At 58.3% G+C, this 14243-nt stretch carries 14 protein-coding genes; 9 read left to right on the top strand and 5 right to left on the bottom strand.

Translation table 11 applies throughout. The features are described from left to right. Positions 1-8: 8 nt before the first annotated feature. The 3 genes from IEX44_RS11615 to IEX44_RS11605 form a co-directional block, all read right to left on the bottom strand. On the bottom strand, positions 9-971 hold the full coding sequence (locus IEX44_RS11615) for a pyridoxamine 5'-phosphate oxidase family protein (RefSeq protein ID WP_188693566.1): 963 nt from the start codon (positions 969-971) through the stop codon (positions 9-11). 3 nt (positions 972-974) lie between these two features. Next, the gene (locus tag IEX44_RS11610; protein WP_188693562.1) at positions 975-1619 is read right to left on the bottom strand and encodes a glutathione S-transferase family protein; all 645 of its coding nucleotides are present in this window, start codon (positions 1617-1619) and stop codon (positions 975-977) included. 122 nt (positions 1620-1741) lie between these two features. Beyond that, positions 1742-2311 (bottom strand): TetR/AcrR family transcriptional regulator, encoded by a 570-nt coding sequence (locus IEX44_RS11605; protein ID WP_188693560.1) that lies wholly within the window; start codon positions 2309-2311, stop codon positions 1742-1744. A gap of 228 nt (positions 2312-2539) precedes the next feature. Here IEX44_RS11605 and IEX44_RS11600 point away from each other — a divergent pair, with 228 nt between their 5' ends. The 8 genes from IEX44_RS11600 (at position 2540) to IEX44_RS11565 (ending at position 12196) form a co-directional block, all read left to right on the top strand. Continuing rightward, positions 2540-2803: a BufA1 family periplasmic bufferin-type metallophore gene (locus IEX44_RS11600; protein ID WP_188693556.1), complete on the top strand. Its 264-nt coding sequence runs from the start codon at positions 2540-2542 to the stop codon at positions 2801-2803. A 28-nt stretch (positions 2804-2831) separates the two neighbouring features. Then, positions 2832-3680 carry an MNIO family bufferin maturase gene (gene bufB / locus IEX44_RS11595; RefSeq protein WP_188693553.1) on the top strand — a complete coding sequence of 283 codons (849 nt, stop codon included), beginning with the start codon at positions 2832-2834 and terminating at the stop codon, positions 3678-3680. Then, on the top strand, positions 3677-4414 hold the full coding sequence (locus IEX44_RS11590; RefSeq protein WP_188693549.1) for an HvfC/BufC N-terminal domain-containing protein: 738 nt from the start codon (positions 3677-3679) through the stop codon (positions 4412-4414). Before bufB ends, IEX44_RS11590 begins: the two co-directional genes overlap by 4 nt. A 15-nt stretch (positions 4415-4429) precedes the next feature. After that, complete coding sequence (locus tag IEX44_RS11585; protein ID WP_188693545.1) at positions 4430-4909, top strand: DoxX family protein; 480 nt, start codon at positions 4430-4432, stop codon at positions 4907-4909. Positions 4910-4973: 64 nt separating this feature from the next. Continuing rightward, positions 4974-5963, top strand: a complete 990-nt coding sequence (locus IEX44_RS11580; RefSeq protein WP_188693542.1) for an L-threonylcarbamoyladenylate synthase — start codon at positions 4974-4976, stop codon at positions 5961-5963. Positions 5964-6476: 513 nt separating this feature from the next. After that, positions 6477-8738 (top strand): arginine/lysine/ornithine decarboxylase, encoded by a 2262-nt coding sequence (locus IEX44_RS11575; protein WP_188693539.1) that lies wholly within the window; start codon positions 6477-6479, stop codon positions 8736-8738. Positions 8739-9032: 294 nt separating this feature from the next. Continuing rightward, positions 9033-10577 (top strand): diguanylate cyclase domain-containing protein, encoded by a 1545-nt coding sequence (locus tag IEX44_RS11570; RefSeq protein ID WP_188693538.1) that lies wholly within the window; start codon positions 9033-9035, stop codon positions 10575-10577. Next, positions 10574-12196, top strand: a complete 1623-nt coding sequence (locus IEX44_RS11565; RefSeq protein WP_188693535.1) for a GGDEF domain-containing protein — start codon at positions 10574-10576, stop codon at positions 12194-12196. Before IEX44_RS11570 ends, IEX44_RS11565 begins: the two co-directional genes overlap by 4 nt. 7 nt (positions 12197-12203) lie before the next feature. Here IEX44_RS11565 and IEX44_RS11560 read toward each other — a convergent pair whose 3' ends face one another. Then, positions 12204-12932, bottom strand: coding sequence for a class I SAM-dependent methyltransferase (locus IEX44_RS11560; protein WP_188693532.1), 729 nt, complete (start codon positions 12930-12932; stop codon positions 12204-12206). 206 nt (positions 12933-13138) lie between these two features. Here IEX44_RS11560 and IEX44_RS11555 point away from each other — a divergent pair, with 206 nt between their 5' ends. Next, the gene (locus IEX44_RS11555; protein ID WP_188693530.1) at positions 13139-13510 is read left to right on the top strand and encodes a DUF427 domain-containing protein; all 372 of its coding nucleotides are present in this window, start codon (positions 13139-13141) and stop codon (positions 13508-13510) included. Positions 13511-13579: 69 nt separating this feature from the next. Here IEX44_RS11555 and IEX44_RS11550 read toward each other — a convergent pair whose 3' ends face one another. Next, complete coding sequence (locus IEX44_RS11550) at positions 13580-14167, bottom strand: hypothetical protein (protein WP_188693527.1); 588 nt, start codon at positions 14165-14167, stop codon at positions 13580-13582. Positions 14168-14243: the final 76 nt, after the last annotated feature.

Genomic DNA, 14243 nt, shown 5'->3' with positions numbered 1-14243 from the left:
GTACCGTGTCAGACCGGCAGGACCGGAGAATATTGTGGTGCAGAAAACCGTAGTGGCAACGCGCCGGGCAAACGCAGAGCCCGGGTAATCTGCATATCAACCAGCCGCTGAGCGCCCGCAAAGCTGGCCAGGCGCGGGCCGTCCCAAACCACGCTGGCTGTCACCGCTATTTGCAGCAGATCACCGGTTTCGAAGTCGACAAACAACAAACCGGCGCGGGGTTCCAGTTGCAGATTGCCCAGCGTGCGGAAATGGAAATTCCCCATATAGTCGGGCAAGGTCAACCCACCTGCTTCGTTCAATACTACAAACCCTGGTGTACCGCCCCGATGTGAGATATCCACCCCCTGCCAGGGGCGCTCCGCTTCTGGCGCGATCAGGCAACTGGTGGCAATAAACAGGGTGTCCGCACGGGCAATCAGTGCTTTGGCTGCGTCGTCCAGTTCATCCAGCCAGACGGGGGCGCCCGGGTGGTCGGCACCGGGTTCCACAAAGTGCGCATCGCGGCTCTGGATATATTTGGGGCAATTGCCGAAGGCCTGGTCGACGGCAATAACAAAACCGTCTTCTGAGATAACGGAGACCTGACCATTAAGCCGGTTACGCCGACGCGTAGGCAATTCGATCCCCAATACACCAAGGTACGCCCCGACCGCCAGATTTTGTGCAAGCGGATCGCCTGCCAGCGGCAGAGCGCCAACGCGCAAATGCGTCGCGTCCAGCGCACTGGCAAACCCTGGCTGTGCCGCCAGCATGGATGCCCATGCCTGACCACGTTGATCCACACTGCCGACCAGCAAAAAAGGCAGTTGCGGGTAGAAATCCTGGTGTTGTTGCGGCAGATACGCGCGAATGGTGCGCTGCCCGATCAACCCCATTTTGTCACCCAGACCCATTCGGGCCTGGATTTGCCGTGAAGCGCCATGAAACGGCGGCTCCGCACGTTGCCAGCCTGCATCTGGTTCCGCCATGGCTCAGTCCTCCGCGACCACCAAACCCGCCGCACTACGCTGCATGGGGACAAAGTCAGGCAGTTGTTCAATGCGCGTCAACCACGCCCGCACCTGCGGGTAGGCATCAAGCGCCACATTGCCTTCCGGCGCGTGGGCGATATAGGCGTAGAAGGCCAGATCGGCCAGCGTCTCATGATCAGCAGCCAGAAAACGGTGGGTGCTCAGCCAGCCCTCCATGACGTCCAGGAGATCATAGGCAATCCGGTTGACGCGTTCGGTATCCACTGGTTTGCCAAACAGGACTGCAATCCGCGCTGCGGCAGGCCCCGAAGCAAGCGGGCCCGCTGCGACTGCTAACCAGCGCTGCACGGCAGCAAGGGCTTCCGGGGCTTCTGGCAGATATCGCTGGCCACCATACTTGCGTGCCAGGTAGACCAGGATCGCCCCCGAATCAGCCACCACGGTACCGTTGTCTTCGATCACTGGTAGCAAGCCAAACGGATTCAGCTGCAAGAACGCCGGCGTTTTGTGCTCGCCCTGCTGCAGATTGATCTCGATCAGTTGATATGGAAGATGCATCAGCTCCAACAGCAATTGCACACGGTGACAGTGGCCGGACAAGGCGTGCCGATAGAGACGAATGGGTTCTTGCGGACGAGCAGACATGACAAGAGGCTCCTGGGTGGACATTCACCACTGAATATACCGAACGTTCGGTACAGTCATGCAAAAAAAAGATGAGCGGCAAAGTTGGCCGCCCTCTTCCATGAAGCCAATACGCATTCCAGTCAAGTCGCCGGGTGTCCCAGCAACCGCGCGGGCAACTCCCCCGCAATACGCTGGAATGTCGCCGTATTACCCATTGCATGACTGACCACCAGTGCGCCATGGATTGCGATAACGACGTCCTCGGCGCTGCGTTGCGCCTCGGCGTCAGATCGCCCCGCATCACGCGCCACGCCGGCCAGCGCGTTGATCAGAATCTGCAGCCTTTCGCCCAGCCGCTCGCCGAACAACGCCCCTGCCTCACCGACCGCAAAAACATTGGTCAGGCAGGCATTCTTGCCACCGGCATAAAACGTATCCAGTGCTGCCGCAAACCGGTCAATCCGCGCGCGTGGATCGCCTTCTTCCTGCAATGGCGCCAGCATGTTCTGCCGCACGAACTCGCTGGCGCGTGCCAGCACCGCGGTGCCCATATCGGCTTTGCCATTCGGAAAATAGTGGTACAGGCTGGAACGCCCCAGTCCCGTCGCTTCAGACAGCATGGACAAGCTGGCGCCGTCATAACCATGATCACGAAACACCTGCATCAGTGTGTCCACCACTTCTTCGCGGGTAGAGAGTTGAGTAGCCATAAACTGTATCGAACGATCGGAACAATGCCAGCCTACGCCCGTCTGTCATCTTGTACAACTTTGTGCGTCCCGCGCCAGGCCAGCAAAATCGCCACTTCCAGACTTTTTCCGCATAAATTCAAAAAAATTATCTGTCATGCTGTAATGGACGAAAATCTGGCACGACCAAGCTTGCAAGGCCACCCGATACGGCCTGATATCCCAACCACGTTATGACGGAGAATTACCATGGACCAAAAGCAACGCCTCATCGCCTCTGCCTTCGCCGCTGCCCTGACCTGCGGTGTCGCCCTGTCTGCCCACGCCGCAGATGCCAACGCCAACAATGAAAAGTGCTATGGCGTCGCCAAGGCTGGCCAAAACGACTGCGCCGGTAACGGCCATGCTTGTGCCGGTCAATCCAAGAAAGACATGGATGCCGGTGACTGGAAATACGTGCCGGCCGGTAGCTGCGAAAAAATGGGTGGAATGACCAAGGCCATGGGCAAGTAATTCAGGCCAATACTGACCGGAGCCCCTCGTGAATACCGCCCTCACCACTCTGCCCGTTGCCGCCGGCCTGGGTTTGCGTTCACCGCACATTCAGGAGGTGCTCACCACCGCGCCAAACGTGGCCTGGTGGGAAGTGCATAGCGAAAACCACTTCGGTGGTGGCGCGCCACTGGCCGTGTTGTTGGCGATACGTGAGCGGTATCCGGTCAGCTTGCATGGCGTCGGGCTGGGGCTGGGTAGCCCTGGTCCGCTGCAGGCAGCACATCTGGAACAACTAGTCGCACTGGTTGATGCAATCGAACCCGCATCTGTCTCTGAGCATCTGGCCTGGAACCGCTACAACGGCCAGTGTTTCAATGATCTTTTGCCTGTACCACGATTAACCGGCGCGCTGGCGCAACTGGTTTGCAACATCGATCAGCTACAAACACGGCTCAAACGCGCGATCTTGCTGGAAAACGTCTCCAGTTACGTCGTCTTCGAACAAGAAGAGATGACCGAAGCCGAGCTCATAGCCGAACTCGTCGCCCGCACCGGCTGCGGCATTTTGCTGGATGTGAACAATCTCTACGTCAACGCACTGAACCATGGCGTTGATCCGCTGGATGAAATCCGTCGCCTGCCGCTGCATGCCGTCGGTGAAATCCACATTGCCGGGCACGAGCGCTTTGATGACGTCGTTATCGACACCCACGGCGCCCCGGTCTGTCAGGATGTCTGGCAATTGCTGGATGACACGCTGGCACTCACCGGCCCGCGTCCGGTTTTACTTGAGCGTGACACCCACATCCCGCCACTGCATGAACTGCTGGAGGAGCACGCCCAGGTTCACACGCGTCTGCTCGCAGCCAGCCGGCCCAATGAGGTGGCGGCATGAGTTACGCAGCGGTGATCGCCCGCTTTGCCAATGCGTTGAATGACGGTACGGATGCTCAGGTCCCGGTGACCGAAAGCACCCGCAACAACCTGGGTTATTACCGTGGCAACGTGCTGGCCAACCGGACCAGCGCGCTAGTGTCAGCCTTCGCGACCGTCCATGCGCTGGTCGGCGAAGCGTACTTTGAAGCACTGGCGCACGCCTACCAACGCACCGAGCCTTCCGTCTCGGGCAATCTGCACGATGATGGTGCAACGTTTGCCGGCTTCATCGCCGGTTTCGGGCCGGCTCAGTCGCTGCCCTATCTGTCCGACGTTGCCCGGCTGGATTGGGCCGTGCACCACGCGCATTTTGCGCTCGATGCTCCAGTCGCGGACCTGACACCGCTACAAACCCTGGCCGCTGATGCATTTGGGCTGGTCACTTTCAGCCTGCAACCCGCCGTCCATATCGTGCGTTCAAATGACTGGCCCATTCATGCCATCCATGCCATGCATCACGGCGGCCCCGCAGCCAATCTGGACACTGGCGGCGAGGCTGTGCTGGTCATGCGTGACTCGGTTGCACCTGTTGATCACGCCAGCGCTGTATTTTTGCTGACGTTGCAGCACCACCAGAACATCAACACAGCGTGCGACGCGGCCTGGCATATTGCCCCGGACTTCGACCCCGGCCCGGCCTTGAGCTTGTTGTTTAGCCGCGGGCTGATCACGGCACTACACCTGCCATCCTGAACAAGGAAACGCCTCATGAATACCCTGATTGCACGCTGCGCCCAATCGCAGCCTGGCCGCCTGTACGCCCTCGGTACGCGCCTCGCTCTGTTGCTGGCACCGATCGTCGACCTGGTCGCTCGCGTTTATGTCGCGCGCGTGTTCTGGTTGTCAGGCCTGACCAAACTCAATGACTGGCACATCACGCTGGCGTTGTTTGCGGATGAATACAAGGTGCCGCTGTTACCACCGGCCGTTGCGGCGGTGATGTCGACAACCGGAGAGATTACGTTCTCTATCTTGCTGACGCTGGGCCTGGCTGGCCGGTTCTCTGCCGCGGGCCTGTTTGTGATCAATGCCGTGGCCCTGGTCTCTTACCATGCCTCGCTGGATGCCGCCGGCGTGAAGGATCATATGTTGTGGGGCACCATCCTGGCCTTTCTCGTGGTGCATGGTGTCGGCATATTGTCGGTCGATGGCTGGCTCAAGCGACAGGTTGATCGCACGGCGGGCTGATTGCTCACGCTGGTTAGCGACAGCAGGTATAATTCACTGCCCTTTGCCTCTGCCGCGACCCGCCATGACCCTTTCCGCCAGCCAGCAAGAACAGATTGATCTCGCCATTGCGCACCTGCGTGCCGGCGGGCTGGTGGGTTTGCCGACCGAAACGGTCTACGGGCTGGCCGCGGATGCTGATAACCCGGAAGCCGTGCGCAACATCTTTGCGCTGAAAGGCCGCCCGGCCGATCACCCGGTAATCGTGCATGTGGCCGGCGTGGCACAACTTGCCGACTGGGCACAGCACATCCCCGATGCCGCCTATAAACTGGCCGGTGCCTTCTGGCCCGGCCCGCTCACATTGATTTTGCAACGGCAATCTCATGTACCCGATGCAGTGACCGGCGGCCAGGAAACGGTGGGCATCCGTGCGCCGTCTCATCCGCTGGCGCATGCGCTGCTCAAACAGTTTGGCGGTGGCATCGCCGCGCCTTCCGCCAACCGGTTTGGTCACGTCAGCCCCACCACAGCGCAACACGTACGCGATGAGTTTGGCGAAGATCTGCCACTGGTGCTCGATGGCGGCCCGTGCGACATCGGTGTCGAATCAACCATCGTCGGCCTGACCGCAGATCAACCGACCTTGCTGCGCCCTGGTGGCGTCCCGCGTGAAGCCATTGAAGCGTTGCTGGGTGTGGCCCTGATACACCATCAGAAGTCCGACACCGCCAACGTGCGTGTCTCCGGCTTGCTGGATTCGCACTACTCCCCACGCACGCCACTGGTAACAGGCTCTGCCAAAGCGGTAGACGACCAGGCCTATCTGGCCTTTGAACGCGGCCAGCGCGTGGTGCTAGTCACCTGCGGCGAGCGCAGTATCCCCATCTGCGGTATCGATATCCTGCAATTACCAGCAGACCCGCAAGCCTACGCGCAGCAAATCTACGACACCCTGCGGCAGCTGGATCGCAAGAGCTACCACACCATTTTCCTGGAACTGCCCCCGCACACTGCACCGTGGCTGGCGGTGCAAGACCGCTTGCACCGGGCGGCGCATACGCGGCTGGGGTGATTTTCCCCTGCTTTTTGCCATCTGAAAAAACCGCCTGAATGGCGGTTTTTTCATGTGTGGGCGCAATACCCGTGCCGCTCATCTCTCACCATCGTAAAAATCGCTGTTTTTTTGCAAAAAAACACGACGTTTTACAAGCGCGACCAGACTCGCTTAAATATTTGTTTTACAAGAACATATCCTGCTAAAACTCAGGTGATTAACAAGCATCGCGGGCGTTGCGATGGCAACGGTGTTTTGCATTTCATCAAATCTCCATTTTCATGAAGAAAAAACACGTTAATATACGCGCCTTTCAAGGACGTCCCAGACCGGCTCCGGCCCAGCGATAGACAGGGATTTGCAACGTTTTTGCATGTTGCAGGTCACATGTTTTCAGTCGCCCGCCTGCCGCCATGCGGAGGATGAGCGCTGTTCTTATCCAGAACAGATCGCTCTAGCGCCCATTTTTTCTAGCTGCGCCTATAAGCCTCGTGCCCGAAGCGCTAATGTTTTTATTTGAAGGACATTGGCATGCGATTTTATTTTCCCCTTGTGATCATCGACGAAGACTTCCGCTCGGAAAACACCAGCGGCTCCGGCATTCGTGAACTGGCTGCGGCCATTGAAACCGAAGGCATGGATGTGATCGGCTATACCAGCTATGGCGATCTGACTTCCTTTGCGCAGCAACAAAGCCGCGCAGCCGGTTTTATTTTGTCGATTGATGATGAGGAGTTCGGTGGCGGCAGTGCAGAAGAAACCACAACCGCGCTGACCAGCCTGCGCCACTTTGTTGAAGAAATCCGCCGTCGCAACCCGGATATTCCTATTTACCTGTATGGCGAGACCCGCACCGCCCGCCATATCCCCAATGACATTCTGCGTGAACTGCATGGCTTCATTCACATGCATGAAGACACGCCGGAATTCGTGGCACGGCACATTATTCGTGAAGCCCGCTCTTACCTGGATACGCTGGCGCCCCCATTCTTCCGCGCACTGACGCATTACGCGCAAGACGGCTCGTATAGCTGGCACTGCCCGGGTCACTCCGGCGGCGTGGCGTTCCTGAAGAGCCCGGTGGGCCAGATGTTCCACCAGTTCTTTGGTGAAAACATGCTGCGCGCCGACGTCTGCAACGCAGTGGATGAACTGGGCCAGTTGCTGGATCACACCGGCCCGGTTGCCGCGTCCGAGCGCAACGCTGCGCGCATTTTCAATGCTGATCACCTGTTCTTCGTCACCAACGGTACATCCACTTCCAACAAGATCGTGTGGAACTCTACCGTCGCACCGGGCGATATCGTGGTGGTCGACCGCAACTGCCACAAGTCCATCCTGCACGCGATCATGATGACCGGCGCGGTACCGGTGTTCCTGATGCCCACGCGTAACCATTACGGCATCATCGGTCCGATTCCGCGCAGCGAATTCGAGCCGGATGCCATCCGCAAAAAGATGCTGGCCAACCCGTTCTGCCGCGAAAAACTGGAAGCCAACCCGGATGTGAAGCCACGCGTACTGACGATCACGCAGTCGACCTACGACGGCATCATGTACAACGTGGAAGAGATCAAAAGCTTGCTCGACGGCGAGATCGAAACCCTGCACTTTGACGAAGCCTGGCTGCCGCACGCGGCATTCCACGACTTTTACGGTGATTACCACGCCATTGGCGAAGGTCGCCCGCGTTGTAAAGAATCGATGGTGTTCTCGACCCAATCTACCCACAAGCTGTTGGCCGGCCTCTCGCAGGCATCACAGATTCTGGTGCAGGACGCCGAGCAAACCAAACTGGATCGCGACATTTTCAATGAAGCGTATCTGATGCACACCTCCACCAGCCCGCAGTACGCCATTATCGCCAGCTGCGATGTGGCTGCAGCCATGATGGAAGCGCCTGGCGGCACTGCGCTGGTCGAAGAATCACTGGCAGAAGCCCTCGATTTCCGCCGCGCCATGCGTAAGGTGGATGAAGAATACGGTGACTCCTGGTGGTTCAAGGTCTGGGGCCCGGCTGATCTGACCGACGAAGGTCTTGATCACCGGGATGCCTGGATGTTGAAGGCCGGTGAAGAATGGCACGGCTTTGGCGATGTGGCCGAAGGCTTCAACATGCTGGACCCGATCAAGGCCACGATCATCACCCCGGGCCTGAACATGGCCGGTGATTTCTCGGAAACCGGGATTCCAGCGTCTATCGTCTCCAAGTATCTGGCCGAGCACGGCGTGGTGATCGAGAAAACCGGTCTGTATTCGTTCTTCATCCTGTTTACCATCGGCATCACCAAGGGTCGCTGGAACACGTTACTCACGGCGCTGCAACAGTTCAAGGACGACTACGACAAGAACGCGCCGCTGTGGCGCATCCTGCCGGAGTTCGTACAGCAGTTCCCGCAGTATGAACGCATCGGTCTGCGTGACTTGTGCCAGCAAATCCACGGCATCTACAAAGCCCGCGACGTGGCCCGTCTGACGACAGAGATGTATTTGTCTGATCTGGTGCCCGCACTCAAGCCCGCGAAGGCGTTTGCCAAGATGGCTCACCGCGAGATCGAACGTGTGCCGCTGGATGAACTGGAAGGTCGCGTTACGGCCGTGATGCTCACGCCCTATCCGCCGGGCATTCCGCTGTTGATTCCGGGTGAAGTCTTCAACAAGACCATTGTTGACTACCTGAAGTTTGCGCGTGAATTCAACCAGCGCTTCCCGGGTTTCGAGACGTATATCCACGGTCTGGTAGCTGTAGAAGAGAACGGCGTAAACAGTTACTACGTCGATTGTGTGAACTGAAAATCAGCCAGTCAGCCTTGCATCAGCAAAGCTGATATGCGTCAAACGCCCTGACCTTGTTCAGGGCGTTTTTATTTGTAAGTCATTCCTTACAGCTAGATCGATCAACGCCTGGTTTTGACCGACAAATGCCAAAAATCGGCAAGCTGTTTGCCAGTGACAATTTAATTCTTACTACCTAAAGGTCATTTTTGGCAAAAAACCCACATTTTTAGCGAGGCTACTGTCTAAAAACGCAAGGAAGCAAATTCTAATATACACTGCCTCAACCGCCTGTTAGACAAGCCGCCAAAAGTGACTAGACCTGATCCAGCTGCCCTGATTGAAGAAGCGCAACGTTGCGTTGGCTCTGATCAGTCGCGCGCGCTTGATTTGGTGCGGCGGGCGCGTCGCCATGTGGCGCCTGAGGAACACACGCAACTGGCGCAATGCTGGATTACGCAAGCCCAGGCCCATTGGGGCCGTCGGCAATTTGCGCAGGGCCTGAATGCGGCCCGCCGTTCTTTGCGCTTGCTACAGAATGCCCCCTCAGAGCGCGCACAGGCGCTGTGGATGATGGCCGAATGCCAGCGTGGTCTGGGTCGCTACGCGGGTGCGCTGGATGCCTGGATGGCGTGCCTGGAAATTTCCATGATGAGCCGCCAGACCGAACTGGCCGCGCTCGCCTGCGCTGGTATCGGCAACTACTACCAACTGATTGAAGACGCGCAACATGCGCTGAGCCTGCGTCGGCAAGCTTATGAATTTGCTTGCCAAAGCAAAGACCCGGCCACCATAGCCAAGTGCGCCATTGCGCTGGCGGGTGATTACGTGCGCCAGCATATGTCGCATCAGGCTTTGCCCTTGCTGCAGGTCGCACAAGACTTGATCACGCCCGAGCATGAACCCACCTGGTGGGCAGAGACGCTCTATTACCAGGGCTTGCATGCTTTCCAGAATGGCAACAGCCAGCGTGCCCAACGAGAGCTGAACGAAGCGCTGATACTGGCACGCAGTTCAGATTCACCCTGGGTAACGGTGCAATGTCTGAAAGAGCTAGCCCGTTTGCACCGCAACAGCGGTCGCTATGAAGCCGCGGTGAGCGACTTGCAAGAAGCGATCTCCATTGCCCACGAATTTGACACGGGTCACTTGCTGCAATCGCTGTATCTGGTGTTGTGTACCTCGGAAGAAGCGCGTGGTCATTTCGACGCAGCACTGGCTGCCCACGAGGCGTACCACCATACACGGCTGGCTTACCTGAAACGGCTGGACGAACCAGGCTGCCGTCCCTCACCTGGTCGGTTGGCCCAGTTGCAGTTGCGGCTTGAGGTCATTCAGGCACGCAAGGAAAACGATCTCCTGCAAGAGCGCCAGGCCGCCACACAGCAACGTGCGGCCAATCAGGCTCGCCTGGCCTTGCGTGCCGACCTCTCGCCCATTGAACGCGGCGGGCTGGAACAAGAATTGTTGCGGCTGGATGGCCAGGCCACCAGCTTGCTGAATATCCGGCTGGAAAACCTGAACGAAATCAGTGAGCACTATTCGTTTGCGATTGGCGACCAGGTGTTGTCCGACCTCGGCCGGCGCCTGGCTATTTTTGCCCGCCACAAATCGTGTCATGCCGCACGCTATTCCACCGCCAGTTTTGTGCTGGTGGTACCGGCAGACCAACAACATAGCGTGCTGGAGTCGCTTGTGGTTGAGCTGGAAGAACTGATCCGGCACATGCAAGGCCCCGCGGCACGCATCTGCCTGCGTGCCTGCCGTGTGCATGACCCAAGAACAGCGCTGCGTAGCGTACTCAAGGCCCCGGTGCTGGCGCGTTTGCCCAGCATGAACCCGCTGGAACAACCATGACGCACAGCGGCCATTCGCACTTGCTGGATACAGAGCTTGATCTCATTGCCGACATGCTGTTGAGCGCGCCGGAAGAAGCGCGTCGTGTCGCACTGAATATCGCCGAAGAAGCAGCCGTACTGCACAGCCACGCTACGCTGGCCCGTGCACGGCTTTACCACGCGCTCACACTCATGTACCAGGGGCAAGTGGAAACCGGCACCCCGATACTGGAACGCGCGATTGAAGCGGCCCGCCGCCATCGGCTGGTCAATGATTTGCCCGTCGCGCTGGATCAAGCCGCTGACAGCGTATTGCTGCAAGGCCGCTTTGATCAGGCCATGCGCTATTGGGTGGAGTGCCTGGAACTGGCCATCGCGGCCAGAAACACTGCATTGTGTGTACGCAGCCATCTGGGTATCGGCAAGATCCACTTTGCGCTGGGCGACTTTGAAACCGCCAAGACGCACCATTTACGCTCCGCCGAGTATGGTCATACCTTTTATGACCCGACCATCTATTGCGCGACCTATTTGTGCCTGGCCGCAGATTTCTTGCGCCTGGAGCAGACTCCCAGCGCGTTTGTGGCGCTGAAGATCGCCCACGACGCCCTGCCCAAGGCCCGTGGCAAGGCCGTCTGGCAGATCGAACTGGCGGCCTATTACACCGAAGCCCATACCCGCAACGGCGACTATGCTGCCGCCCAAACCTGGATTGATGAAGCACTGGATGCCTGCGAACAGGGCTCCCAGCGCCAGCAATGGGGCGAAATCATTACCCGCATCGCCTGGGCTGGTTTGCTTGAACACCAGAACAAGCCGGCCGACGCGCTGACGCAACTCCATCAGGCACTGGATGATGCGTTGATCCTGAACGCCCCCAGCCTTGTTCTGCGAATACACCACAAGCTCTATGCAGTGAACAAGGCGTTTGGCCAGTTCGAAGCGGCATTGCATCACCACCGTGCCTGGCACCAGGCGCTGGAATCGCAAATGGCGCGACTGAACGAGCAAAAGGTACAAAACGCGACGCAACGCCGGCTGGCACGACTGGAACAACGCATGGAACTGGAGCGTGCCCGCCACGAAAACCACCGGCTGCTGGCGCGTGTCCAAACGCATGAGCAAACCATCCAGACGTTATCAAGCGTGGCACAAACCGATGCCCTCACAGGCGCCTGGAACCGCCGTGCGCTGGAAGAACGTCTGGCGCGACTACATGAAGAATCCTGCAACGACGGCTGGCCTTTATGCGTGCTGATGATTGACCTTGATCATTTCAAGGAAATCAATGACCGCTTCACCCATATTCAGGGCGACCAGGTCCTTAAAGGCGTGGTTCATCTGATTGCCACCGCCTGCCGCAGCGACGAATTCATTGCCCGTTATGGTGGCGAGGAATTCACGCTCTTGTTACCCGGCCTGCAGTTGAGCGGTGCGTTGCAGATTGCTGAACGCATCCGCACGACGGTCCATGAACATGAATGGCCGGCATTGCCGGATGTACGCCTGACAGTCAGTATCGGCGCAGCTGAACTGCGTGAGGGTGAAGCCGCAGCCTCGCTCCTCGCCCGAGCCGACATGGCGCTGTACGAGGCCAAGCGTAGCGGTCGCAACAAGGTCTGCCTGGCTGAATCATAAACGCCTGTCAGGTCGAAGCCGAAACGATCAGAAACATCGGCCGTTCGCGCTCGATGGCCAGTTCTGGCTGGTGTGCAATCTGTGCCGCATCTGGCGCGAATTCGTTCACCTGGCGGATCTGAAAGCCCGCGCCGAGCAGCGTGTTGAGCGTTGTTGCCAGGGTGCGGTGATACTTGATCACGCCATCGACAAACCAGTCAGTTCGTCGCTCACCTTCTTCGGCATAAGCGCTGACTGGCCACACCCTGTGGCCCGCTTCATCCTTGATCCACTGCGCGCGCTCTGATGCCATGAAAATCGGGTGCTCGATGGTAAATACCAGCCGGCCACCTGGCGCCAGCGTGTTGCGGATAGCGCCAATGAGCTGGCCGAAATCGGCGACGTAATGAAACGTGAGCGCGCTGTAGACCAGATCAAACGCCCCCTCAGGCAGCGCCAGCGTATTGAGATCGGCAATCTGGTAAGTGATGCCGGGGTCTGTCGTCATGCTGCGGGCACGGTCAATCATGTTTTGCGACAGATCCAGGCCCAGCACACAGACTGCACCTTCCTCGCGCAACCAGCGTGTCGCCCAGCCGAAACCGCAACCCAGATCCAGTACACGCGCGCCTTTCAGGTCTGGCAGCATAGCGCGAATAGCGGGCCATTCCGGTGCACCATCCAGTCCCCGTGTCTGGCGTGGTATCTGGCTATAGCCGGCAAAGAACTCAGGGTTATCGTAAATGTTCTGCGCCATGCTCTCTCCGTACCCATTGCGCCAGACTGATGATCACAGCAGTGCGGCCAGGTGAAATGGCGATCTTTCCCCGGTTGCAGCCGTCCGGTCAAGCAAGACCTGCGCCTACCGTCCGGCGGGCATGCCACTCACAAATGACTGGCAAGCCTTGCCCTGTGTTGCATACATCCTCATGTATGCACACAGCGCCCAAGGAGTGGCATCTCATGTCTGAACGCACCATCAAGATTCCCGGCCCGGATCACCCGATCGCCATCACGCATGACGGCAAACATCTAGTGATCAAAGCATGGGGCGAAACCATCGCCGATACACACAATGCCCTCACCTTGCGGGAAGCCAGTTATCCGCCGGTGTTTTACGTCCCGCGTGAAGACGTCAACATGGCACTGCTGGCGCGCTCCAGCCACCAGACCTACTGCCCATACAAAGGCGAGTGTTCGTACTACAACATCGCCGCCGACGCAGAGCGCGGGTTGAACGCCGTGTGGACGTATGAAACACCCTACGATGCTGTGGCGCAGATCAAGGAACATCTGGCGTTTTATCCGGATCGGGTAGAGATGAAAGCAAGTTGATCCTGCGCGAACGCAAAACAAAAAAACGGGCACAAGTGCCCGTTTTTTTTGGTCATAACATCACCCTGATCAGCGCACGACATCATTGTGTTTTTTGTTGTAGATCCGGTTGGACTGGTGGTTCTCTGCCATCTGGATGTGACGCTGCTCGCCGCCGCCCACATGGCCATTGCGGGCTGCGCGCGCTTGCAGGTGATCATCGTGCGCCTGGCCGCGCTCAAGTTTGCCGGCCTCACGGTTGGTCAGCGCTCCGCTCTTTACGCCGTTCTCAATACGCTGGTCCTGATTGACATTGCGTTGTACGTCGGCCTGCATCCGCTGGCTGGACGCCGAATTGGGGTTGCCGCGCGCGCCATTGGTTTCATCACGGTTAATGGCCTGGCTCACTTGATTCTGATCACGCTGGATGCGGGTTTTCTCCGCAGGAGAAAGGTTGCCGTTGCGTTCGGCGTTGGCCTGCGCGCGATCCACGCGGGATTCATCTTGCTCCAGTCTGCCGGCTTCTTTGGTGGTCAGCGACCCATTTTGCAGACCTTGCTCGATACGGGTTTGCTGGTTGGTATCACGCTGGACTTCGGTCGCGGTATCGGCAGCATGGGCACCCACAAAGATGAAAGTGCCGGCAACTGCGAGCAACAAACGGGAAATGTTTTTCATGATGTATCTCCTGGGTTATTGGTATCTGCGGGGTTTTGTACCCACATAAGCCAATAACGGGGTCGTTTCACGCTGG

The organism is Silvimonas amylolytica, from assembly GCF_014645555.1.
GTDB classification, from domain to species: Bacteria; Pseudomonadota; Gammaproteobacteria; order Burkholderiales; family Chitinibacteraceae; genus Silvimonas; species Silvimonas amylolytica.
The sequence above is the reverse complement of the archived record's forward strand: the minus strand, read 5'-3'. Positions and strand labels throughout refer to the sequence as shown.